The organism is Pseudomonas sp. PI1, assembly GCF_000812405.1.
GTDB lineage: Bacteria > Pseudomonadota > Gammaproteobacteria > Pseudomonadales > Pseudomonadaceae > Pseudomonas > Pseudomonas citronellolis.
The window spans coordinates 126,735-150,615 of the sequence record NZ_JWMC01000068.1; the positions used below are offsets into that span (position 1 = coordinate 126,735).

The window sequence follows — 23,881 nt, forward strand, 5'->3', positions numbered from 1 at the left end:
TTGTGAGTGAGCTGATCCGCGTACCCGACATCGGCAACGGTCAGGGTGAAGTCATCGAACTGCTGGTCAAGGTCGGCGACAAGGTCGAGGCCGACCAGAGCCTGCTGACCCTGGAATCCGACAAGGCCAGCATGGAAATCCCCTCGCCCAAGGCCGGCGTGGTGAAGAGCCTGAAGGTCAAGGTGGGCGACACCCTGAAGGAAGGCGACGAGATTCTCGAGCTGGAAGTCGAGGGTGGCGCAGCCGAGGCCCCGGCCGCGGCGCCCGCCCCGGCTGCCGAAGCGCCCAAGGCCGAGGCTCCGGCCCCGGCCGCCGCACCCGCCCCTGCCGCCGCCCCGGCGGCAGCGGCCAGCGTCCAGGACATCGCCGTCCCGGACATCGGCTCGGCGGGCAAGGCCAACGTCATCGAGGTCATGGTGCAAGCCGGCGACACGGTCGAGGCCGACCAGTCGCTGATCACCCTGGAGTCGGACAAGGCCAGCATGGAAATCCCCTCGCCCAAGGCCGGCGTGGTGGAAAGCGTGTCGATCAAGGTCGGTGACGAAGTCGGCACCGGCGACCTGATCCTCAAGCTCAAGGTCGCGGGCGCCGCTGCCCCGGCCGCCGCCGAACAACCGGCCGCCGCGCCGGCTCCGGCTGCTGCTCCGGCCGCTCCGGCTGCCGCTGCCCCGGCTCCGGCCGCCAAGGCCGAAACCCCGGCCCCGGTCGGCGCGCCCAGCCGCGACGGCGCCAAGGTCCATGCCGGCCCTGCCGTGCGCATGCTGGCCCGGGAGTTCGGCGTCGAGCTGGCCGAGGTGAAGGCCACCGGCCCGAAAGGCCGCATCCTCAAGGAAGACGTGCAACTGTTCGTCAAGGAACAGCTGCAGCGCGCCAAGTCGGCCCCGGCCGGCGGCGCCAGCGGTGGTGCGGTCATCCCGCCGATCCCGGAAGTGGACTTCAGCAAGTTCGGCGAAGTGGAAGAAGTGGCCATGACCCGCCTGATGCAGGTCGGCGCCGCCAACCTGCACCGCAGCTGGCTGAACGTGCCCCACGTGACCCAGTTCGACCAGTCGGACATCACCGACATGGAAGCCTTCCGCGTCGCGCAGAAGGCCGCCGCCGAGAAGGCCGGCGTCAAGCTGACCGTGCTGCCGATCCTGCTCAAGGCCTGCGCCCACCTGCTCAGGGAACTGCCGGACTTCAACAGCTCCCTGGCCCCCAGCGGCAAGGCGCTGATCCGCAAGAAGTACGTGCACATCGGCTTCGCCGTGGACACCCCGGACGGCCTGCTGGTGCCGGTGATCCGCGACGTCGACCGCAAGAGCCTGCTGCAGCTGGCCGCCGAAGCCGCCGAACTGGCGGAAAAGGCGCGCACCAAGAAGCTCTCGGCCGACGCCATGCAGGGCGCCTGCTTCACCATCTCCAGCCTCGGCCACATCGGCGGCACCGGCTTCACGCCGATCGTCAATGCGCCGGAAGTGGCGATCCTGGGCGTGAGCAAGGCGACCATGCAGCCGGTGTGGGACGGCAAGGCCTTCCAGCCGCGTCTGATGCTGCCGCTGTCGCTGTCCTACGATCACCGGGTGATCAACGGCGCCGCCGCCGCGCGCTTCACCAAGCGCCTGGGCGAGCTGCTCGGCGATATCCGCACCCTGCTGCTGTAACCGCATCGGCCCCCATTCGGGGGCCGATCGCTTTCTACCAACGAGCACGCCACGCTCGTTCTCTCCAGCCCTGTCGGATGACGGGGCTTTTTTTATTCGCGCCGGCCGCGATAATGGCAAACAGCCACTACCCATGGCATTCTCCGATCAACGGCACCGCGCATGCCGCTCAAAATCCTCCCGGTCCCGCCGATACAGGCATTGCTTGTCAGACAAAACCGCATCATGCACCCTTGCCTTCGCCCAACAGAAGTCGGCCGAGGCAAAGTACCTCGCCCAGTAGTGGAAAACCGCCGAGCATGAAGAGTCATCCCGATACCGCCAATCGCCCGGCGGTCGAGGCTGTCACCCAGCTCCCCGTCCCGTCGCGGCTGGGGCTGCTGCGCTTCGAGCGGTTGAATGAACCGAGCTGGACCCTGCTGTTCCTCGACCCGGCCTGCGAGCGCGCCTTCGGCGTGCCTGCCGCCGAGCTCTGCGGCCTGCTCGACGCCCCCTACGCCAGCCTGATGGAACCCGAGGCGCGGCACCGCCTGCACGAACAGATCCAGCAGCAACTGGTGGAACATGCCCACTACCAGGTGCGCTACGCCCTGCACACGCCCCGCGGCGTGCTGAACCTGCTGGAAGTCGGCGAGGCCTTCCAGCAGCGCGGCCGCCAGCTGCTCCACGGCTACCTGCTGCAGGACGAGGAAGGCGCCCGCCAGGAAACCCAGGGCGAGCTGGCGGAACAGAACCTGCGCCTGCAGATGTCCCTGGAGATGTACCAGCGCTCCCAGGACGAGCACCTGCAGCACCTGGTGCGCTCGCGCGCCCAGCAGAACCTGATCGTGCGCCTGGCGCGGCACCGCTATCAGTCCAGCGACCCGCTGCTGGAAGCCGCGCAGCTGATCGCCCAGGCCGCCAGCGAGGCCTACGACGTGGCCCGCGCCGGCATCTGGCGTCTGACCGCCGACGACCATATGGAGCCGATCGCCGTCTACCGCCGCGACATCGACCAGTTCGAGCTGCCGCGCGGCTTCGACGCCAGCCGCTACCCCAACTACCTGGAGGCCATCAACAGCGGCCGCGCCATCGACGCCCACAACGTCCTGCAGGACCCGCGCACCCGCGAGCTGGCCGAGGCCTACCTGCGCCCGCAAGGCATCAGCGCCATGCTCGACGCCACCATCCGCGTCGGCGGCGAGGTGGTCGGCGTGCTCTGCCTGGAGCACATCGGCGAAGTGCGCCTGTGGCAGAGCGACGAGATCGCCTTCGCCGGCGAGCTGGCCGACCAGTACGCCCAGGTGCTGATGAACCACGAGCGGCGCAGCGCCTCCAGCGCCCTGCACCTGTTCCAGCGCGCCGTCGAGCAGAGCGCCAGCGCCTTCCTGCTGATCGACCGCGACGGCGTCATCGAATACGTCAACCCCAGCTTCACCGCCATCACCCAGTACGGCGCCGACGAAGTGCGTGGCCGCCGCCTGGCCGAGGTGCCGGCCCTGGCCAACCTCAGCGAGCTGCTGTTCGACGCGCGCTCCACCCTGGTCAACCAGAACAGCTGGCAAGGCGAGTTCCGCAGCCGGCGCAAGAACCTCGAGCCCTACTGGGGGCAGTTGTCGCTGTCCAAGGTCTACGCCGACGACGGCGAGCTGACCCACTACATCGGCATCTACGAAGACATCACCCAGAGCAAGCTGGCCCAGCAGCACATCGAGAAGCTCGCCTACCGCGACAACCTCACGGGCCTGGCCAACCGGCACTACTTCATCAACGTGCTGGAAGAGCGCCTGCGCGCCGGCTCCGGCCCGCCCCTGGGCCTGCTGCTGGTGGACATCGACAACTTCAAGCGGATCAACGACAGCCTCGGCCACCAGACCGGCGACAAGCTCCTCGCCAGCCTCGCCCGGCGCCTGCGCAGCAGCCTGGTGGACGGCACCACCCTGGCGCGCTTCGCCAGCAACGAATTCGCCGTGCTGCTGGAGGAATCCAGCCCCGGCCGCGGCGAGCGGGTGGCGGCGCAGATCCTCGACGTGCTCGACAAGCCGCTGTTCGTCGACAACCAGTTGATCAACATCACCGGCTCCATCGGCCTGGCCTACGCGCCGCAGCACGGCCATGACCCGCAGACGCTGATGAAGAACGCCGGCCTGGCCCTGCACAAGGCCAAGGCCAACGGCAAGCACCAGCTGCAGACCTTCACCGAGGAAATGACCGCCGAGGCCAGCCACAAGCTGTTCGTCGAGAACAACCTGCGCCGCGCCCTGGTGCAGAACGAACTGGCGGTGCACTACCAGCCCAAGCTGTGCCTGCGCAGCGGCCAGTTGCTGGGCCTGGAGGCGCTGCTGCGCTGGCAGCACCCGGAGAAGGGCATGATCCGCCCGGACCAGTTCATCAGCGTGGCCGAGGAAACCGGGCTGATCATCCCCATCGGCAAGTGGGTGATCCGCGAGGCCTGCCGCATGGGCCGCGAGCTGGCGGAAAACGGCCTGGGCGACCTGAACATCGCCATCAACCTGTCGCCCAAGCAGTTCAGCGACCCCGACCTGGTCGGCTCCATCGCCGCCATCCTCCACGAGGAACAGGTGCCGGCCGGGCGCCTCGAACTGGAACTGACCGAAAGCCTGCTGCTGGACGCCACCGCCGACACCAAGCAGCAGCTCGAACGCCTCAAGCAACTGGGCCTGACCCTGGCCATGGACGACTTCGGCACCGGCTACTCGTCGCTGAGCTACCTGAAGAAATTCCCCATCGACGTCATCAAGATCGACCGCAGCTTCATCAAGGACATCCCGGACAACCAGGACGACATGGAAATCACCTCGGCGGTGATCGCCATGGCCCACAACCTCAAGCTGCAGGTGGTCGCCGAAGGCGTCGAGACCGCCGCCCAGCTGGCCTTCCTGCGGCGCAACCGCTGCGACATCGGCCAGGGCTACCTGTTCGACAAGCCGATCCCCGGCGCCCAGCTCGCCAGCAGCCTGCAGCGCTATCCCTGCCGCGGCGAGTGAAAAGCTCCACAGCCTGCACAAAGGCTGTAATCTCCAGGGTCTTCGCGCGTCTATCGCCATCCGGACAAAGGAGACCCAGGCCATGACCCTTCGCTCGCAGATACTCGTCAACAAGCAGGAACTGCCCACCCAGGCCCAGGCCCTGCCCGGCCGTGAGGCACCAATGCCGGTGCCGGAAACCCACTACGTCAACGGCCATCCGCTGTGCCCGCCGTTCCCCGGCGGCCTGCAGCAGATCGTCCTGGGTCTTGGCTGCTTCTGGGGCGCCGAGCGGCGCTTCTGGCAGCAGCCGGGGGTGTGGGTCACCGCCGTGGGCTACGCCGGCGGCCTGACGCCCAACCCCACCTACGACGAGGTCTGCTCCGGCCTGACCGGGCACAGCGAAGTGGTGCTGGTGGTGTTCGATCCGCAGCAGACCAGCCTGGAACAGCTGCTCAAGGTGTTCTGGGAATCCCACGACCCGACCCAGGGCATGCGCCAGGGCAACGACACCGGCACCCAGTACCGTTCGGCCATCTACTGGTACGACCAGGCGCAAAAAGCCGCGGTGGAAGCAAGCCGCGCCGCCTTCCAGAAGGAGCTCAGCGCCGGCGGCTACGGCGAGATCACCACCGAAATCCGCGAAGTGCCGCCGTTCTACTACGCCGAGGCCTACCACCAGCAGTACCTGGCGAAGAACCCCAACGGCTACTGCGGCCTGCGCGGCACCGGCGTGTGCCTGCCGGCATAACGCGCCCCGTAGGAGCGGATTCATCCGCGATGGCGCCGGCCTGGCGGCCGGATCGCGGACGGATGGATAGGCGCCCCACGGAAACCTGTAGGAGCAGGCCCTGCCTGCGATTCGCGCGCAGAGCGCGCTCCTACATGGGAGCGGTGTGGGTCGGCGTAGGAGCGGATCTTATCCGCGAAACGCGCCGGAACCCCGGCTATCGCGGACAAGGTCCGCTCCTACGAAGAGCGTCCTTCCTCGACCAGCCAATCCAGCCGCCAGCCACCTTCGCTCTGCGCCAGCACCTCGGCCAGCCAGGGCAGCAGCTCGCGCAGTTCTTCCTCCAGCGGCCACGGCGGGTTGGCGATGGCCAGGCCGGAGCCGTTGAGGCGGTCGGCGCTGTCCGCCGGGTGCACCAGCAGTTCGACGCGCAGCAGCTTGGGCGCCTTGCTGCGTTCCAGGCCCTGGTAGAAGCGCCTGAGCTGGCGCTCGTCCTTGATCGGGTACCAGATCGCCACCACCGTCTGGCGCATGCGCCCGATGGCCTCTTCCAGGGCGATGACGCAGCGCTCCAGCTCATCGGCCTCCTCGAAGGGCGGGTCGATCAGCAGCACCCCGCGCTTTTCCGGCACCGGCAGCAGCGCCCGCGGCAGCAGCCAGCCGTCGTTCTGGTGCACGGCGATGCGCCGCTCGCCGCCCATGTTGGCCTTGAGCAGGCGGCCGTCCTCCGGGTGCAGCTCGTTCAGGTGCACGCGGTCCTGGGAGCGCGTCAGGCGCCGCGCCAGCTCGGGCGAGCCGGGGTAGTACTGCAGCTCGCCGTCGGGGTTCAGCGCGCGCACCACTTCCATATAGTCCGCCGCCAGCTCCGGCACCTCGTCGCGCTGCCACAGGCGGCCGATGCCCGCTTCCCACTCGCCGGTGCGGCTGGCCTCGTCGCCCTGCAGGTCGTACAGGCCGATGCCCGAATGGCTGTCGAGGAAGGCGAAGGGCGTGTCCTTGCGCACCATCAGGGCGAAGATCCGCGACAGGACCAGGTGCTTGAGGACGTCGGCGTGGTTGCCGGCGTGGTAGGCGTGGCGGTAGTTCATGGACGGCAGACTCCTTGGGGGCGTGCAGTTTAGCTGCACCGGCATTGTTTTAGGCCTTTATCACGCTCATGGATGTTGCTGTGCCCGCTTCATTCACCAGACTAGACTGCGGCCATTCCCCTGGAGGCCGACCATGTCCGAGACCCTGCTCAGCTCCCGCAACCTCGCCTTCGAGCTCTACGAAGTGCTCGACGCCGAGGCCCTGACCCAGCGCGAACGCTTCGCCGACCACAACCGCGAGACCTTCGACGCCGCCCTGGCCACCGCCCGCGGCATCGCCGAGGAGCTGTTCGCCCCGCACAACCGCAAGAACGACGAGCACGAGCCGCAGTACGTGGACGGCGCCGCGGTGCTGATCCCCGAGGTAAAGCCAGCGGTGGACGCCTTCAACGAAGCCGGCTTCCAGAATGCCTCGCGCAGCTTCGAACAGGGAGGCATGCAGTTGCCGCACCTGCTGTCGCGCGCCTGCTTCGCGCACTTCCAGTCGGCCAACATCGCCACTTCGTCCTACCCGATGCTGAGCATGGGCTCCAGCCACCTGATCGAATCCTTCGGCGACGAGGAGCAGAAGCGCCTGTTCCTGCAGCCGATGATCGAAGGCCGCTTCTTCGGCACCATGGCCCTGACCGAGCCCCACGCCGGCTCGTCCCTGGCCGACATCCGCACCCGCGCCGAGCCCCACGCCGACGGCAGCTACCGCATCCGCGGCAACAAGATCTTCATCTCCGGCGGCGACCATCCCCTTTCGGAAAACATAGTCCACATGGTGCTGGCCAAGCTGCCGGATGCGCCGCCGGGGGTGAAGGGCATCTCGCTGTTCATCGTGCCCAAGTTCCTGGTGAACCCGGACGGCAGCCTCGGCAAGCGCAACGACGTGGCCCTGGCGGGGCTGTTCCACAAGATGGGCTGGCGCGGCACCACCTCCACCGCGCTGAACTTCGGCGACAACGGCGACTGCGTCGGCTACCTGGTGGGCAAGCCGCACCACGGCCTGGCCTACATGTTCCAGATGATGAACGAGGCGCGCATCGGCGTCGGCATGGGCGCCATCATGCTCGGCTACGCCGGCTACCTGTATTCCCTGGAATACGCCCGCGAGCGCCCCCAGGGCCGCCCGGTGGACGCCAAGGACCCGACCTCGGCGCAGGTGTCGATCATCGAGCACGCCGACGTCAAGCGCATGCTGCTGACGCAGAAGGCCTACGTCGAGGGCGCCTTCGACCTCGGCCTGTACGCCGCGCGCCTGGTGGACGACTGCGAGACGCTGCCCACCGAGGATGAGCGCAAGCAGGCCCACGAGCTGCTCGACCTGCTCACCCCGATCGTCAAGTCCTGGCCCTCGGAGTTCTGCCTGAAGGCCAACGAGCTGGCCATCCAGATCCTCGGCGGCCACGGCTACACCCGCGAATACCCGGTGGAGCAGTTCTACCGCGACAACCGCCTGAACCCCATCCACGAAGGCACCCACGGCATCCAGTCGCTGGACCTGCTGGGCCGCAAGCTCAGCCAGAACGGCGGCGCCGGCCTCAAGCAGCTGACGCGCCTGATCCACCAGGCCTGCGAACGCGCCCGGGCCTACCCGTCGCTGGACGCCCTGCGCCAGCCGCTGGAACAACTGCTGGCGCGCCTGTCGGAAGTGACCCTGGCGCTGCTCGGCGACCTGATGCAGGGCAAGGTGGCCCAGGGCCTGGCCAACTCGGCGCTGTACCTGAAGGCGTTCGGCCACACCGTCATCGGCTGGCGCTGGCTGGAACAGGCGATCCGCGCCGAGGAAGGCCTGGCCCTGCTCCACAACGGCGGGGGCAACCCCGCCGACGAGGACTTCTACCGCGGCAAGCTGCAGGCGGCGCGCTACTTCCTGACCTGGGAAGTGCCGTCCTGCCACCACGAGCTGGCCCTGCTGGAAAGCCGCGACGACACCTGTTCCAGCATGCGGGACGCCTGGTTCTAGTCCCGCCTGCCCCTTCCAGCCCCGGTCACGTCCGGGGCTTTTTTATGGGCCAGCCCCTGGCGACAGGCTGCCTTTCGTAGGAGCGAGCTTGCTCGCGAACGGAGTATCCCGGTTGCAACGGTGTGCCGGGTTGGGCTCCGCCCCTCTCCCCAACCCTCTCCCTGAAGGGAGAGGGGGCCGATCGGCATGCGCGGGAAGCCAGGTGTCATCCCGGAACCTTCGGCGGTTCGCGAGCAAGCTCGCTCCTACAGGGGGATCCGGCATCGGGGAAAAGCCCTCTGAAAGCTCGCTGAAAGGCACTGCAATTAGCCTTTGACAGCCTTGCAAATCCGCAGGTTAGAATCCCTTGGCATGCGGCCTGCATCCTTCCCGTCAACGCCGCCGCTTCCCCCCTCGCCCCGCCAGGAGATCCGCCGCCTTGGATGCCGTCTCGATCAACACCTATTTCCTGGTGGGCGCGGTGCTGGTGGGCATGAGCATCCTGGTCAGCTCGCTGTCCTCGCGCCTGGGCATCCCGATCCTGGTCATCTTCCTCGCCGTGGGCATGGTCGCCGGCACCGACGGCCCCGGCGGCATCGGCTTCTCCAACTACCCCATGGCCTACCTGGTGGGCAACCTGGCGCTGGCGGTGATCCTCCTCGACGGCGGCCTGCGCACCCGCGTGGCGAGCTTCCGCGTGGCGCTCTGGCCGGCGCTGTCGCTGGCCACGGTGGGCGTGCTGATCACCGCCGGGCTCACCGGCCTGGCCGCCGCCTGGCTGTTCAAGCTGAGCTGGATGGAGGGCCTGCTGATCGGCGCCATCGTCGGCTCCACCGACGCCGCGGCGGTGTTCTCCCTGCTCGGCGGCAAGGGCCTGAACGAGCGGGTCACCGCCAGCCTGGAAATCGAATCGGGCAGCAACGACCCCATGGCGGTGTTCCTCACCGTCACCCTGATCGACATGCTCGCCCACGGCCAGAGCGAGATGAGCTGGAGCTTCCTGGCCCACTTCCTGCGCGAGTTCGGCATCGGCGCCGTGCTCGGCCTGGGCGGCGGCTGGCTGCTGCTGCAGATGATCAACCGCATGCAGCTGGCCAGCGGCCTCTACCCGCTGCTGGCGATCAGCGGCGGCCTGCTGATCTTCGCCCTGTCCAACGCCGTGCACGGCAGCGGCATCCTGGCCATCTACCTGTGCGGCCTGGTGCTGGGCAACCAGCCGATCCGCTCGCGCCACGGCATCCTGCACATGCTCGACGGCATGGCCTGGCTGGCGCAGATCGGCATGTTCCTGGTCCTCGGCCTGCTGGTCACGCCCCACGACCTCTGGCCCATCGCCCTGCCGGCCCTGGGCCTGGCGCTGTGGATGATCCTCTTCGCCCGGCCGCTGTCGGTGCTGGTGGGCCTGGCGCCGTTCCGCGCCTTCCATGGCCGCGAGAAGGTGTTCATCGCCTGGGTCGGCCTGCGCGGCGCGGTGCCGATCATCCTCGCGGTGTTCCCGCTGATGGCCGGGCTTCCCAACGCCCAGCTGTTCTTCAACGTGGCCTTCTTCATCGTGCTGATCTCGCTGCTGGTGCAGGGCACCAGCCTGCCCTGGGCCGCCAAGCTGCTGCGCGTGGTGGTGCCGCCGGACCCGGCGCCGATCTCCCGCGCCGGCCTGGAAGTGCACCCGACCAGCGAGTGGGAACTGTTCGTCTACCACCTGAGCAAGGAAAAGTGGTGCATAGGCGCGGCCCTGCGCGAGCTGAAGATGCCCGAGGGCACCCGCATCGCCGCGCTGTTCCGCGGCACCCAGCTGCTGCACCCCTCCGGCAGCACCATCCTGGAGGCCGACGACATCCTCTGCGTGATCGGCCACGAGCACGACCTGTCGGCCCTCGGCAAGCTGTTCAGTCAGGCCCCGGACCGCGGCCTGGGCGCGCGCTTCTTCGGCGACTTCGTGCTGGAGGGCGACGCCCAGCTCTCGGCGGTGGCCTCGCTCTACGGCCTCAAGCTCGACGGCGTCGACGGCGAGCAGAACCTGGGCCGCTTCATCGCCCAGCAGATCGGCGGCCAGGCGATCATCGGCGACCAGGTGGAGTGGAACGGCCTGACCTGGACCGTGGCCGCCCTGGACGGGAACAAGATCCGCAAGGTGGGGGTCAAATTCCCCGAAGGTCGCCCGGGCCCCGGGCTGTTCCTCTGACAGACCACCTCCACGGACGCTAGCCAAGCCAGCCCACGCCCCCTCCGCGGCGGCGCGTCGGCCGTGCCTTGCCGGCGCCGCACCGGGCGCACTACCCTCACTGCAACCTATCGAGAGCCGCTGACCGCGACCATGCAATCCCTGCGCACCCTGCTCGCCGCCGCCCTGCTCGGCGGCTGCCTCGCCGTCCTGCCCGCGCACGCCGAGGACAGCAACCAGCCACCGTCCGCCGAAGCCGTCCAGCAAAGCCTCGACGGCCTGGCCGAGCGCAAGCTCGCCGACGCCGATGCCAAGGCCACCAAGGCCAGCCTCGAGCGCACCCTGAAGCTGCTCGGCGCCCGCGACGACAGCGAGAAGCAGCTGGCCGAGCTGAAGGCCAGCCTGAGCGACGCCCCCCGGCAGATACTGGAGAACCAGCGCGCCCTGGCGCGCCTGAAGGGCAGCGGCGAGAAGCCGGCGGCCCAGCGCTACGCCGGGGAGAACGTCAGCCGCCTGGAAATGCTGCTCAACGACCGCTCCACCCAACTGGCCGACTGGCAGAAGCAGTTGACCGAGGCGAAGAGCCAGTACATCACCGCGCAGACCCGCCCGGAACGCGCCCAGTCCGACATCAGCAACGCCCAGGCGCGCCTGCTAGAGATCGGCAACATCCTCAAGGCCGGCAAGGAGACCGGCAAGGCGCTGGCCCCCGAGCGGCGCAACGAGCTGCTCGCCGAACAGGCCGCGCTCAACGCGCAGATCCAGCTGCTGCGCCAGCAACTGGCCGGCAACAACCTGCTGCAGGACCTGGCCAGCAGCCAGCAGGACCTGCTGGGCGAACAGGTCACCCGCGCCGAGCGCGAGACCCTCGAACTGCAGACCATGATCAGCGGCATGCGCCGCGAGCAGTCGGAGAAGACCGTCGCCGAGCTGGCCCGCGACGGCAGCCAGGGCGCCGGCAGCGACAGCCTGCTGAGCCAGGAGAACGCCGAGAACCTGCGCCTGTCCGACTACCTGCTGCGCACCACCGACCGCCTCAACGTGCTGACGCGGCGCAACCTCGAAGCCAAGCAGCACCTGGACAGCCTGACCCAGCTGGACCAGACCCTCGACCAGCAGATCAACGTGCTGCGCGGCAGCCTGCTGCTGTCCAAGGTGCTCTACCAGCAGAAGCAGTCGCTGCCGAAGATCAAGACCGACCAGGAACTGGCCGACGAGATCGCCGACCTGCGCCTATACCAGTTCGAGCTGAACCAGAAGCGCGACGAACTGGCCAACCCGCAGCAGTACATCGACGACCTGCTCGCCCAGCAGCCCCAGGAAGCCGTGACCCCACAGCTGCGCAAGGACCTGTCCACCCTGGTGGACACCCGCAGCGAGCTGATGGAGCGCCTCAACCACGAGCTCAACGCCGTGCTCAACGAGGCCATCACCCTGCAGCTGAACCAGAAGCAGCTCAAGGACACCAGCGACAACCTGCGCGCCACCCTCGACGAGCAGATGTTCTGGATTCCCAGCAACCGCCCGCTGGACCTGTCCTGGTTCAAGATGACCCCGACGCTGCTGCAGCACCAGCTCTCCGAGGTGCCCTGGGGCTCGGCGGTAGTCGAGGTGGGCGAGGGCCTGATCGACCGCCCGCTGCTGTTCCTGCCGCTGTTGCTGCTGATCGCCGGGCTGCTGTGGAAACGCCGCTACCTCTACGACAAGCTCGCCTCGATCAACGACGACATCGGCCACTTCAAGCGCGACAGCCAGGCGCACACGCCGCTGGCCCTGCTGCTGGCGCTGCTGCTGGCGCTGCCCGGCACCCTGACCCTGGCCATCGCCGGCCTGGCCCTGATGCTCGACGCCCGCGGGCAGAACGCCACCCTGGGCGCCGCGCTGCTGCAGATGGCCGAGGTCTGGCTGGTGTTCTACGCCGCGCACCGCATCCTCAGCCCCGGCGGCATCGCCGAGCGGCACTTCCACTGGAGCCAGGCCCAGGTGCGCTTCAGCAGCAAGCTGATCCGCCGCCTCGGCGTGGTGGTCATGGCCCTGGCCGCGGTGGTCACGGTGGCCGAGCGCCAGCCCGGCAGCCTGGCCGACGACGTCATCGGCATCGCCGTGGTGCTCAGCGGCTTCGCGGTGATGACCTGGCTGATGGCGCGCATGCTCTTCGCCAGCCCCAGCACCAGCCGGCCATCGGCGGTGAAGATGGTGGTCGGCGTGCTCTTCACCGCGCTGCCGGTGCTGCTCTTCGTCGCCGTGTGCTTCGGCTACTACTACACCGCCCTGCGCCTGAGCGACCGGCTGATCGACACCCTGTTCCTGCTCATGGTCTGGGTGGTGATCGAGGCCACCTTCGTCCGCGGCCTCAGCGTTGCGGCGCGACGCCTGGCCTACCAGCGCGCCCAGGCCAAGCGGCAGAACCCGCCGAAGGAAGGCGTCGACGGCAACGAGACCGCGGAGGAGCCGACCCTGGGCATCGAGCAGATCAACGAGCAGTCCCTGCGCCTGATCCGCCTGGGCCTGCTGATCGGCTTCGTGGTGGCGCTGTACTGGGTCTGGGCCGACCTGATCAGCGTCGCCGCCTACCTGGACAACGTCACCCTCTACCAGTACACCGGCGGCAGCGGCGACAGCGCCACCAGCCTGCCGATCAGCCTCGGCGACATGCTCATGGCGCTGGTCATCGCCGCGGTGACCGTGGCCCTGGCGCGCAACCTGCCGGGCCTGCTGGAAGTGCTGGTGCTGCAGCGCCTGACCCTGGCCCAGGGCAGCGCCTACGCCATCACCACCCTGCTGTCCTACGCCATCAGCGGCGTCGGCATCGTCAGCGCGCTGTCCACCCTGGGCGTCAGCTGGGACAAGCTGCAGTGGCTGGTAGCGGCGCTCTCGGTGGGCCTGGGCTTCGGCCTGCAGGCGATCTTCTCCAACTTCGTCTCCGGCCTGATCATCCTCTTCGAGCGCCCGGTGCGCATCGGCGACACCGTGACCATCGGCAACCTGTCCGGCACCGTCAGCCGCATCCGCATCCGCGCCACCACCATCACCGACTTCGACCGCAAGGAAATCATCGTCCCCAACCAGACCTTCATCACCGGGCAATTGATCAACTGGTCGCTGAGCGACACCGTGACCCGCGTGACCATCAAGATCGGCCTGGCCTACGAGAGCGACCTGGCCCTGGCGCGCAAGCTCATGCTCGAAGCCGCCCGCGGCAACCCGCGGGTGCTGCGCGACCCCGAGCCGTCGCTGTACTTCCTGGCTATCAGCGCCAGCACCTTCGACTACGAGCTGCGCTTCCACGTACGCGAACTGGGCGACCGCAACCCGGCGGTGGACGAACTGCTCACCGCCATCGCCCTGAGCTTCCGCGAGCACGGCGTGGACATGGCCTTCAACCAGCTGGACGTGTTCGTCAAGAACGGCGAGGGCAAGGAAATCCACCTGGCGCAGAACGTCACCCAGCTGCCCCTGGCGCTTCCCGGCGCGCCGCTGAAGGACCAGGACCCGCCGCTGCCGCCCGGCAGCAAGCCCTGAGTCTGGACGGCTCCGGACAAGTCCGAGCACAATGCTCGGACTTACCGGAGCCCGCCCGTGACCGTGAAACAGCTCGACGAACTGACCTTCGACAACCGCTTCGCCCGCCTGGGCGACGCCTTCTCCACCGAAGTCCTGCCCGACCCCATCGCCGAGCCGCGCCTGGTGGTGGCCAGCCCCGCCGCAATGGCGCTGCTCGATCTCGACCCGGCGGTGGCCGGGGAACCGGTGTTCGCCGAAATCTTCTCCGGGCACAAACTCTGGTCCGAGGCCGAGCCGCGGGCGATGGTCTACTCCGGCCACCAGTTCGGCGCCTACAACCCGCGTCTGGGCGACGGCCGCGGCCTGCTGCTGGGCGAGGTGGTCAACGACGCCGGCCAGCACTGGGACCTGCACCTCAAAGGCGCCGGGCAGACGCCCTACTCGCGCATGGGCGACGGCCGCGCGGTGCTGCGCAGCTCGATCCGCGAATTCCTCGCCAGCGAATACCTGCACGCCCTGGGCATCCCCAGCAGCCGCGCGCTCTGCGTCACCGGCTCGGACACCCCGGTTTGGCGCGAGACCAGGGAAAGCGCCGCCATGCTGCTGCGCCTGGCGCCCAGCCACGTGCGCTTCGGCCACTTCGAGTATTTCTACTACACCCAGCAGCACGACAAGCTGAAGGAACTGGGCGACTTCGTCCTGGCCAACCACTTCCCCGAGTGCCTGGAGCAGCCGCAACCCTACGCCGCGTTCTTCCGCGCCGTGGTGGAAAGCAACGCCGAACTCATCGCCCACTGGCAGGCCTACGGCTTCTGCCACGGGGTGATGAACACCGACAACATGTCGATCCTCGGCATCACCTTCGACTACGGCCCCTACGCCTTCCTCGACGACTTCGACGCCAAGCACATCTGCAACCACTCCGACGACGCCGGGCGCTACAGCTTCAACAACCAGGTGCCCATCGCCCACTGGAACCTGGCGGCCCTGGCCCAGGCGCTGACGCCCTTCGTCGAGGTGGACGAACTGCGCGAGGCCCTTGGCCTGTTCCTGCCGCTGTACCAGGCCCACTACCTGGACCTGATGCGCCGCCGCCTGGGCTTCACCACCGCGGAGGACGGCGACCTGGACCTGGTGCAGCGCCTGCTGCAGGCCATGCAGAGCGGCGCGGTGGACTACAGCCTGTTCTTCCGCCGCCTCGGCGAGCAGGCGCCGGAACAGGCGCTGGCGGTGGTCCGCGAAGACTTCGTCGACCTCGCCGGCTTCGACGCCTGGGCCGCCGACTACCGCGCCCGCGCCGAACGCGAAGGCGGCAGCCAGGACGACCGCCGCGCTCGCATGCACGCGGTGAACCCGCTGTATGTGCTGCGCAACTACCTGGCCCAGGAAGCCATCAGCGCCGCCGAGCAGGGCGACTACAGCGTGGTGCGCGAGTTGCACGAAACCCTCAGCCGCCCCTTCGAGGAACAGCCCGGCCGCGAAGCCTTCACCCGCCGCCCGCCGGACTGGGGCCGGCGCCTGGAGATCAGTTGTTCCTCCTGAGGCGGTTATAAGCTCAGGCAAAATCGTTCTGCCGCCGCCGGGCGGGCATTGCTCCGGGTCATTGACCGGCGCTGGCGCCGCTCGCATCCTCAGGGCTTTCTGCCCACCAAGGATGCCCGCACGATGAAACTGGAAACCCTGGCGATCCACGCCGGCTACAGCCCCGACCCGACCACCAAGGCGGTGGCCGTGCCGATCTACCAGACCACCTCCTACGCCTTCGACGACACCCAGCACGGCGCCGACCTGTTCGACCTGAAGGTGGCCGGCAACATCTACACGCGCATCATGAACCCCACCAACGACGTGCTGGAGCAGCGCGTCGCCGCCCTGGAAGGCGGCGTGGGCGCGCTGGCCGTGGCCTCGGGCATGGCCGCCATCACCTATGCCATCCAGACCGTGGCCGAGGCCGGCGACAACATCGTCTCGGTGGCCAAGCTCTATGGCGGCACCTACAACCTGCTGGCCCACACCCTGCCGCGCTTCGGCATCCAGACGCGCTTCGCGCCCCACGACGACGTGGCCGCGCTGGAAGCGCTGATCGACGAGCGCACCAAGGCGGTGTTCTGCGAGTCCATCGGCAACCCGGCAGGCAACATCGTCGACCTCCAGGCCCTGGCCGACGCCGCGCACCGCCACGGCGTGCCGCTGATCGTCGACAACACCGTAGCCACGCCCATCCTCTGCCGGCCCTTCGAGCACGGCGCGGACATAGTCGTGCACTCGCTGACCAAGTACATCGGCGGCCACGGCACCAGCATCGGCGGCATGGTGGTCGACTCCGGCAAGTTCCCCTGGGCGCAGCACAAGGCGCGCTTCCCGCTGCTCAACACCCCGGACCCGTCCTACCACGGCGTGACCTACACCGAAGCCTTCGGCCCGGCCGCGTTCATCGGCCGCTGCCGCGTGGTGCCGCTGCGCAACACCGGCGCGGCGTTGTCGCCGTTCAACGCCTTCCTCATCCTCCAGGGCCTGGAGACCCTGGCCCTGCGCATGGAGCGCCACTGCGAGAACGCGCTGAAGGTCGCCCATTACCTGGAACAGCACCCGCAGGTGGCCTGGGTGAAATACGCCGGCCTGCCGGAGCACCCCGAGCACGCCCTGGCCAAGCGCTACATGGACGGCAAGCCGGCCTCGATCCTGTCCTTCGGCATCCAGGGCGGCGCCGAGGCTGGCGCGCGCTTCATCGACGCGCTGAAGCTGGTGGTGCGCCTGGTCAACATCGGCGACGCCAAGTCGCTGGCCTGCCACCCGGCCAGCACCACCCATCGCCAGCTCAACGCCGAGGAACTGGCCCGCGCCGGGGTGAGCCAGGACATGGTGCGGCTGTCCATCGGCATCGAGCACAGCGACGACATCATCGCCGACCTCGAACAGGCCCTGGCCGCCGCCGCGGCTTGATATCCGCCGGACGCGGCTCCAGATTGGGGGAATCCTCTTCCGGAGCCGCGCCATGACCGACCCCCTGCTGATTCCCTGCCCGCACTGCGGCGGGCTCAACCGCCTGCCGGCCGAGCGCCTGGGCGACCATCCGCGCTGCGGGCGCTGCAAGCACGAGGTGCTGCCGGGCAGGCCCTTCGCCGTCGACGAAGCCGGCTTCGCCGCCCAGCTCAAGGGCGACCTGCCGCTGCTGCTGGACGTCTGGGCCGACTGGTGTGGCCCGTGCAAGGCCTTCGCGCCGACCTTCGAGCAGGCCGCCGCGCGGCTTTCCGGGCGCTGCCGCCTGGCCAAGCTGGACAGCGAAGCCAACCAGCGCCTGGCCGGGCAACTGGGCATCCGCTCCATCCCCAGCCTGATCCTCTTCAAGGACGGCCGCGAAGCGGCGCGCCAGAGCGGCGCCCTGCCGCTGCCGCAACTGCTCGACTGGCTGGCCCGCCAGGGCCTGTGAGGCGCCGCGACCGCTTCGGTCAGCGCGCCTGAGCGAAGCGGTCATTGCCCGCCGCGGCAGGGCGGCTAGGCTTGCCTGGACAGAACAAGAAGCGGAGCCGCCCGATGTCCTTTCCCGTCGAATTCGTCCGCCAGATGACCGAAGAGCACATCGCCTTCGTCAAGCGCTGCGGGCTCAAGGCCGAAATCCTCGAACGCGGCCACGTGCGCCTGCGCATGCCGCTGCACGGCAACGAGAACCACCTGGGCAACATGTACGCCGGCGCCCTCTTCACCCTCGCCGAGCTGCCCGGCGGCGTCATCACCCTGACCAGCTTCGACAGCCACCGCTTCTACCCCATCGTCAAGGAAGCCGGCCTGCGCTTCCGCCGCCCGGCGGCCAGCGACGTGCGGGTGGAGGCCCGCCTGGACGAGGCCGAGCTCAAGCGCATCGCCGAGGAGGCCACGCTCAACGGCAAGGCCGAGTACGTGCTGGAGCTGCAGCTCAAGGACGCCCACGGCGAGGTGGTAGCGGAAAGCCGCGCCGTCTATCAGCTGCGCAGCCGTTGATCCGCAGCCCTTGCGCTGCGTCAACATGGGTGCGCGCGGCTGGGCCAGAGTGGTGGGACCGCCGGAGGATCCCACCATGCCCAAGCACATCCTGGTCGCCCACGACCTCAGCGTCGAAGCCGACGTCGCCGTGCGCCGTGCCGCGCAACTGGCCGCCGAACACGATGCCCGCGTCAGCCTGCTGCACGTCATCGAACAGCCCCTGGGCGCGCCGCTGCTGGCCAAGGCCCGGCAGAGCGCCGTCGCCGCGCTGCAGGACAGCGCCCGCAGCGCCGGCCTGACGGATTACCAGCCGCTGGTCGCCGAGGGCCGCCCGGCCAGCGTGATAGCCGCCACGGCGCAGGAGCTGCAGGCGGACCTGCTGGTCACCGGCACTCACCGCCAGGCGCTGGTGGAGCGTTTCGAAGGCACCACCCTGGAACAGATCCTGCGCTGCAGCCGGGTGCCCGCCCTGCTGGTGACCGACTCGCAGCTGCGCCCCTACCGGCGGGCGCTCAGCGCCCTGGACTTCTCCGTCGGCGCCTGCCACGCCTGGCGCAGCGCCTGCGCCTGGCTGGCGCCGGGCGGCGAACTGCTGGCCCTGCATGCCTACGACGCCGGCAACGACCCCGCCCGGCTGCGCGAACGCCTGGACGAGCAACGCCAGCTGCTGGAACAGCTGATTCACGACGAGAGCCAGCAGGTGGGCGGCCCGCTGCCGCAACTCGAGTGCCTGGTGAGTTCGATGGGGGTTCGCGAAGCGCTGGACCACAGCCTGGCCGACTGGCAGCCGCAGCTACTGGTGCTCGGCAGCCGCGGGCGCGGCGCGCTGCAACAGGCCCTGCTGGGCAGCACGGCGCGCTACTACCTGCGCCGGCCGCCTTGCGACCTGCTGGTCAGCGCCTGAATAGAGCAGCTGTAAGCTTCAAGCTTCAAGCTTCAAGCAGACCGTGCAGTTCGACGAACTGCTGGGTCAGCTTGTGGCGGGGGTCGAGGTAGATCAGCGGGGTGCAGGCCTGGTGCGACTCGCGCATCTTCACCGAGCTCATCAGGTACACCGGCAGCACCGGCATTTCCTCTTCCACCAGTTCGTCGAGCAGTTGCTGCGGCAGGCTGGCGCGCGGCTGGAACTGGTTGACCACGATGCCCTCCACTTCCAGGTCCTCGTTGTGGTCCTCCTTCAGCTCCTCGATCTCGCGCAGCAGGCCGTACAGCGCCTGGCGGGAGAAGCTGTCGCAGTCGAAGGGGATCAGGCAGCGGTCGGCGGCGATCAGCGCGGATACCGTGTAGAAGTTCAGCGCCGGCGGGGTGTCCAGATAGATGCGGTCGTAGTCCTCGGCCAGCTCGTCGAGCAGTTTGCGCAGCTTGTTGATCTTGTGCTTGGCCTCGAGCTTGGGCTGCAGGTCGGCCAGCTCGGCGGTGGCGGTCACCACGTGGAGGTTGTCGAACGGCGTCTCGTAGATGTCCACCTTGCCCTTGCGGGCGAAGGGGCCGCCGGAGAGGCTCTGCTTGAAGAAGTCGGCGATGCCCATGGGCACGTCGTCGCCGGTCAGGCCGGTGAGGTAATGGGTGGAATTGCCCTGGGCGTCCAGATCCACCAGCAGCGTGCGGTAGCCCTCGGCGGCGCTCACGGCGGCCAGGTTGCAGGCAATGCTCGACTTGCCGACCCCGCCCTTCTGATTGAAAACCACGCGACGCATGAGCACCCCTCCAAGCCGTTCAAGTGACAGCGGATTCTATGCAATGCCCATGACAAGGGCGAGCACTTGCGCATGCCGTCGGGCGGCGCCTAGGCCGCCGCGCCGCGGGTGACCAGCTCGATGAAGGCCAGCGCCGCCGGGGACCTCTCGCTGCGCCGCCGCACCAGCCATACCGAGCTGGTCGCGCCGGGGTCCAGCAGGGTGCGGTAGACCACCCCGTCCACCCGCGTGCGGCGGAACGAGCCTGGCAGCATGGAAACCCCCAGGCCCGCCGCCACCAGGCCGATGATGGTCATGGCCTCGCCGGCCTCCTGGCTGATACGCGGGGTGAACCCGGCTTGCCGGGCCAGCGCCTGCAACTGGTCGTACAGCCCGGTGCCATAGCTGCGCGGGAAGAACACGAAGGGCTCCTCGGCCAGCGCCGCCAGTTCCAGGCCCTCCAGCGACTCGCGGGCCAGCGGGTGGTCGGCGCGCAGCACCGCCACCAGCGGTTCGCTGAACAGCTCCACCGCCTCCAGCGAGGCCGGCAGCTGGAAGGAGCGGATCACCCCGACCTGCAGGCGCTCTTCCTGCAGCGCTTCGACGATCTGCCGGCTGCTCATCTCCTGCAGGTCCAGGTGCACTTCCGGGTAGGCCTGGCGGAAGGCGTGGATGCTGCGCGGGATGGCCGAGGTGAAGGGCGCCGAGGCGGTGAAGCCGATGCGCAACTCGCCCAGTTCGCCCTGGTGCGCGCGGCGCGCCAGCAGCACCGCGCGGTCGACCTGGGCCAACACCTGGCGGGCCTCGTCGAGGAACAGCCGGCCGGCTTCGGTCAGCGCCACCCGACGGTTGGTGCGCTCCAGCAGGCGCGCGCCTATCTCCTCCTCCAGCGCCTGGATCTGCTGGCTCAGCGGCGGCTGGGAGATGCCCAGGGCCTCGGCGGCGCGGCCGAAATGCAGTTCCTCGGCGACGGCGATGAAGTAACGCAGGTGACGCAGCTCCATGGGAACTCCGAATGAGTCGAATTACATATCAAACGTGTCGATCAATATATTGGAAATAATAAAAGCCCTTCCTTATCCTTGTCACACAAGCCCAATAACGACTTTCCACTTTCTGCCAGCCTGGCTGCGCGGGCCGATTTCGCTCGCCGCGAGGCACACCCCTTTCCAGAATCGAGGTGAGTTGTGAGTCACTCTGCCGTGCGGGCTTCGTCGGATTCCGAACCCGCCTTGCTGCAGGCCGCCGAGGCGGCCAACCAGGCGCTGGCCGGCGCCGTGAACGACATCGAGAGCTACATCGAGAAAGGCACCCCGGCCTTCATGCGCACCTCGCTTGCGCTGTTCTCCGGCGGCTTCGCCACCTTCGCCCTGCTCTACTGCGTGCAGCCGATGATGCCGGTGCTGTCGCAGACCTTCGCCCTCAGCGCCGCGCAGAGCAGCCTGGTGCTGTCCATCGCGACCATCATGATGGCCCTCGGCCTGCTGGTCACCGGGCCGATTTCCGACGCCATCGGGCGCAAGCCGATCATGGTCGCCTCGCTGGCCTTCGCCGCCCTCTTCACCCTGGCCAGCGCGGTGATGCCGACATGGCACGGGGTGCTGGCCATGCGCGCGCTGGTCGGGCTGTCGCTCAGCGGCCTGGCGGCGGTGGGCATGACCTACCTGAGCGAGGAAATCCACCCGCAGCACATCGGCCTGTCCATGGGGCTGTACATCGGCGGCAACGCCATCGGCGGCATGAGCGGGCGGCTGATCACCGGCGTGCTGGTGGACTTCATGTCCTGGCACGCGGCCATCGCCATCCTCGGCGGCCTGGCCCTGGTGGCGGCCGTGGTGTTCTGGCGCATTCTCCCGGAGTCGCGCAACTTCCGCCCCACCCCGCTGAACCTCCGGCAACTGGCCGACGGCTTCGCCTCGCACCTGCGCGACGCCGGCCTGCCCTGGCTGTTCCTCGAGGGCTTCCTGCTGATGGGCGCCTTCGTCACCCTGTTCAACTACATCGGCTACCGCCTGCTGGCCGATCCGTACCACCTCAGCCAGGCCGTGGTCGGCGTGCTCTCGCTGGTGTACCTGGTGGGCATTTACAGCTCCGCCTGGGTCGGCTCGCTGGCCGACCGCCTGGGCCGGCGCAAGGTGCTCTGGGCGGTGATAGTGCTGATGCTCAGCGGCCTGCTGCTGACCCTGCTGCCGGCGCTGCCGCTGATAGTCGCGGGCATGCTGCTGTTCACCTTCGGCTTCTTCGCCGCGCACTCGGTGGCCAGCAGCTGGATCGGCCGCCGCGCGCTCAAGGCCAAGGGCCAGGCCTCGTCGCTGTACCTGTTCAGCTATTACCTGGGCTCCAGCGTGGCCGGCACCACCGGCGGGGTGTTCTGGCACCACTTCGGCTGGACCGGCGTCGGCCTGTTCATCGCCGCGCTGCTGAGCATCGCCGTGCTGGTGGCGTTGCACCTGGCGCGTCTGGCAGTGTTACCGCGCACCCTTCCCGCGCTGAGCACCCCGCACAACTGAGTATTTTCTACACACTCAGTTCCGATTCTGTCGGCGACAGATATGCCAGTGTCGCCTATGGATATGACATTCCCATGATCGCGACGCCCCTATCCCGGGGCGTCGTGGCACTTCTACCCAACTTTTTTCGCGCCTACGACCAAGGTCGTAACAAAATATGGCGCGCATCTTGCGTTCAGGAAAAGGAACACCTCGTTGGATTATCAAAACGGCTTCGGCTGCGCAGGACGCATTTCCTTCCTTTTCTCGCTGTAGGTAACGCATGAGCAGTACCCCATCCGCCGGTCTGGCCCAGGGCCTGAAGAACCGCCACGTCACCATGTTGTCCATCGCCGGGGCCATCGGCGCCGGCCTCTTCGTCGGCTCCGGCCACGCCATCGCCGAAGCAGGCCCGGGTGTCATGGTTTCCTACCTGGTCGCCGGCCTGCTGGTGGTCCTGGTCATGCGCATGCTGGCCGAAATGGCCGTCGCCCAGCCGGACAGCGGCTCCTTCTCCACCTACGCCGACCGCGCCATCGGCCACTGGGCCGGCTTCACCATCGGCTGGCTGTACTGGTGGTTCTGGGTGCTGGTGATCCCGCTGGAGGCCAACGCCGCCGCCGCCATCATCCACGCCTGGATCCCCGGCGCGCCGATCTGGGTCCTGGCCTTCGTGATCACCGCGGCGCTGACCGTGACCAACCTGTTCAGCGTGAAGAACTACGGTGAGTTCGAGTTCTGGCTGGCACTGATCAAGGTCGGCTCGATCATCGCCTTCCTGGTCATGGGTTGCGCGGCCATCTTCGGCGTCTCGCCGAACCCCGAGGTCAGCGGCATCAGCCACCTGTACGCCGAGGGCGGCTTCCTGCCCAAGGGCTGGGGCGCCGTGCTGGCGGCCCTGCTGACCACCATGTTCTCCTTCATGGGCTCGGAGATCGTCACCATCGCCGCCACCGAGTCCAAGGACCCGGCGCAGCAGATCACCCGCGCCACCAACTCGGTGATCTGGCGGATCGCCCTGTTCTACCTGCTGTCGATCCTGATCGTGGTCTGCCTGGTGCCGTGGAACGACCCGCGCCTGGTGAGCATGGGCTCCTACCAGACCGTGCTGGAGCACCTGCACGTGCCCTACGCCAAGCTGATCGTCGACATCATCGTCCTGGTCTCGGTGACCAGTTGCCTGAACTCGGCGCTCTACACCGCCTCGCGGATGATGTACTCGCTGAGCAAGCGCGGCGACGCCCCGCGCATCGCCCAGGTGACCAGCGCCAGCCGCACCCCGGTGTACGCCGTGCTGCTGTCCACCGCCATGGCCTTCCTGTGCACCTTCGCCAACTACCTGGCCCCGGCCGAAGTGTTCAACTTCCTGCTGGCCAGCTCCGGCGCCATCGCCCTGCTGGTGTACCTGGTGATCGCCATCTCGCAACTGAACATGCGCAAGAAGCTGCTCGCCCAAGGCCACCAGCTGACGCTGAAGATGTGGCTGTTCCCCTGGCTGACCTGGGCGGTGATCCTGTTCATCGCCGGCGCGCTGGTAACCATGATGATCCGCCCGGACCACCGCATGGAGGTGGTCGCCACCGCCCTGCTGACCATCGTGGTCGTGTGTTCCGGGCTGCTGGTGGCGAACCGTCGCAAGGCCCAGCAGCGCGCCGCCGGCTACGCGGCCGACGCCGCCTGACCGATAGCGCCCATGAAAAAGCCCCGCCAATGGCGGGGGTTTTTTGTTGGGGG

The 23,881-nt window shown here is 68.3% G+C and carries 16 protein-coding genes; 13 read left to right on the forward strand and 3 right to left on the reverse strand.

The genetic code is table 11. The annotated features are described in order from the left end of the window. The first annotated feature begins 2 nt into the window (after positions 1-2). From aceF to msrA, 3 genes are all read left to right on the forward strand, one after another. The gene (gene aceF / locus RN02_RS22495) at positions 3-1,643 is read left to right on the forward strand and encodes a dihydrolipoyllysine-residue acetyltransferase (protein WP_043316980.1); all 1,641 of its coding nucleotides are present in this window, start codon (positions 3-5) and stop codon (positions 1,641-1,643) included. A 299-nt stretch (positions 1,644-1,942) separates the two neighbouring features. Beyond that, positions 1,943-4,630, forward strand: a complete 2,688-nt coding sequence (locus RN02_RS22500) for a putative bifunctional diguanylate cyclase/phosphodiesterase (protein ID WP_043316982.1) — start codon at positions 1,943-1,945, stop codon at positions 4,628-4,630. Positions 4,631-4,712: 82 nt separating this feature from the next. After that, positions 4,713-5,360 (forward strand): peptide-methionine (S)-S-oxide reductase MsrA, encoded by a 648-nt coding sequence (gene msrA, locus RN02_RS22505; protein ID WP_009613596.1) that lies wholly within the window; start codon positions 4,713-4,715, stop codon positions 5,358-5,360. 218 nt (positions 5,361-5,578) lie between these two features. On the opposite strand, the gene RN02_RS22510 is transcribed toward msrA, so the two are convergent. Further along, a complete protein-coding gene (locus tag RN02_RS22510) occupies positions 5,579-6,427 on the reverse strand; it encodes a 23S rRNA (adenine(2030)-N(6))-methyltransferase RlmJ (protein ID WP_043316984.1) in 849 nt (282 codons plus the stop codon). A gap of 133 nt (positions 6,428-6,560) precedes the next feature. Between RN02_RS22510 and RN02_RS22515 the strand changes: the two genes are divergently transcribed. The 8 genes from RN02_RS22515 to RN02_RS22550 all read left to right on the forward strand — a co-directional run bounded on the left by RN02_RS22515 (position 6,561) and on the right by RN02_RS22550 (position 18,886). Continuing rightward, entirely contained in the window at positions 6,561-8,378 is a 1,818-nt protein-coding gene (locus RN02_RS22515; protein ID WP_043316986.1) for an acyl-CoA dehydrogenase, read from the forward strand. Positions 8,379-8,796: 418 nt separating this feature from the next. Beyond that, positions 8,797-10,539, forward strand: a complete 1,743-nt coding sequence (locus RN02_RS22520; RefSeq protein WP_009613606.1) for a potassium/proton antiporter — start codon at positions 8,797-8,799, stop codon at positions 10,537-10,539. A 132-nt stretch (positions 10,540-10,671) separates the two neighbouring features. Beyond that, complete coding sequence (gene mscK / locus RN02_RS22525; RefSeq protein WP_043316987.1) at positions 10,672-14,040, forward strand: mechanosensitive channel MscK; 3,369 nt, start codon at positions 10,672-10,674, stop codon at positions 14,038-14,040. Positions 14,041-14,103: 63 nt separating this feature from the next. Next, entirely contained in the window at positions 14,104-15,564 is a 1,461-nt protein-coding gene (selO, locus tag RN02_RS22530) for a protein adenylyltransferase SelO (protein WP_043317019.1), read from the forward strand. Positions 15,565-15,687: 123 nt separating this feature from the next. Continuing rightward, on the forward strand, positions 15,688-16,965 hold the full coding sequence (locus RN02_RS22535) for a bifunctional O-acetylhomoserine aminocarboxypropyltransferase/cysteine synthase (RefSeq protein WP_043316990.1): 1,278 nt from the start codon (positions 15,688-15,690) through the stop codon (positions 16,963-16,965). A 52-nt stretch (positions 16,966-17,017) separates the two neighbouring features. Beyond that, the gene (gene trxC, locus RN02_RS22540) at positions 17,018-17,452 is read left to right on the forward strand and encodes a thioredoxin TrxC (RefSeq protein WP_043316992.1); all 435 of its coding nucleotides are present in this window, start codon (positions 17,018-17,020) and stop codon (positions 17,450-17,452) included. Between the two features lie 104 nt (positions 17,453-17,556). After that, positions 17,557-18,000: a PaaI family thioesterase gene (locus RN02_RS22545; RefSeq protein WP_009613620.1), complete on the forward strand. Its 444-nt coding sequence runs from the start codon at positions 17,557-17,559 to the stop codon at positions 17,998-18,000. Between the two features lie 76 nt (positions 18,001-18,076). Continuing rightward, positions 18,077-18,886, forward strand: a complete 810-nt coding sequence (locus tag RN02_RS22550) for a universal stress protein (RefSeq protein WP_043316994.1) — start codon at positions 18,077-18,079, stop codon at positions 18,884-18,886. Between the two features lie 25 nt (positions 18,887-18,911). On the opposite strand, the gene RN02_RS22555 is transcribed toward RN02_RS22550, so the two are convergent. Beyond that, positions 18,912-19,679, reverse strand: a complete 768-nt coding sequence (locus RN02_RS22555) for a ParA family protein (RefSeq protein WP_009613622.1) — start codon at positions 19,677-19,679, stop codon at positions 18,912-18,914. 89 nt (positions 19,680-19,768) lie between these two features. Next, complete coding sequence (locus tag RN02_RS22560; RefSeq protein WP_043316996.1) at positions 19,769-20,662, reverse strand: LysR family transcriptional regulator; 894 nt, start codon at positions 20,660-20,662, stop codon at positions 19,769-19,771. Positions 20,663-20,845: 183 nt separating this feature from the next. Here RN02_RS22560 and RN02_RS22565 point away from each other — a divergent pair, with 183 nt between their 5' ends. Further along, a complete protein-coding gene (locus RN02_RS22565; protein ID WP_009613624.1) occupies positions 20,846-22,168 on the forward strand; it encodes an MFS transporter in 1,323 nt (440 codons plus the stop codon). 262 nt (positions 22,169-22,430) lie between these two features. After that, positions 22,431-23,828, forward strand: coding sequence for a GABA permease (gene gabP / locus RN02_RS22570; RefSeq protein ID WP_043316999.1), 1,398 nt, complete (start codon positions 22,431-22,433; stop codon positions 23,826-23,828). Positions 23,829-23,881: the final 53 nt, after the last annotated feature.

Bases quoted from the DNA above. Each gene is read 5' to 3' on its own strand.
- RN02_RS22545 (WP_009613620.1), top strand. From the start codon at position 17,557: ATGTCCTTTCCCGTCGAATTCGTCCGCCAGATGACCGAAGAGCACATC.
- RN02_RS22500 (WP_043316982.1), top strand. From the start codon at position 1,943: ATGAAGAGTCATCCCGATACCGCCAATCGCCCGGCGGTCGAGGCTGTC.
- RN02_RS22560 (WP_043316996.1), bottom strand. From the start codon at position 20,662: ATGGAGCTGCGTCACCTGCGTTACTTCATCGCCGTCGCCGAGGAACTG.
- RN02_RS22555 (WP_009613622.1), bottom strand. From the start codon at position 19,679: ATGCGTCGCGTGGTTTTCAATCAGAAGGGCGGGGTCGGCAAGTCGAGC.
- mscK (WP_043316987.1), top strand. From the start codon at position 10,672: ATGCAATCCCTGCGCACCCTGCTCGCCGCCGCCCTGCTCGGCGGCTGC.
- trxC (WP_043316992.1), top strand. From the start codon at position 17,018: ATGACCGACCCCCTGCTGATTCCCTGCCCGCACTGCGGCGGGCTCAAC.
- RN02_RS22510 (WP_043316984.1), bottom strand. From the start codon at position 6,427: ATGAACTACCGCCACGCCTACCACGCCGGCAACCACGCCGACGTCCTC.
- RN02_RS22550 (WP_043316994.1), top strand. From the start codon at position 18,077: ATGCCCAAGCACATCCTGGTCGCCCACGACCTCAGCGTCGAAGCCGAC.
- RN02_RS22515 (WP_043316986.1), top strand. From the start codon at position 6,561: ATGTCCGAGACCCTGCTCAGCTCCCGCAACCTCGCCTTCGAGCTCTAC.
- RN02_RS22535 (WP_043316990.1), top strand. From the start codon at position 15,688: ATGAAACTGGAAACCCTGGCGATCCACGCCGGCTACAGCCCCGACCCG.
- gabP (WP_043316999.1), top strand. From the start codon at position 22,431: ATGAGCAGTACCCCATCCGCCGGTCTGGCCCAGGGCCTGAAGAACCGC.
- msrA (WP_009613596.1), top strand. From the start codon at position 4,713: ATGACCCTTCGCTCGCAGATACTCGTCAACAAGCAGGAACTGCCCACC.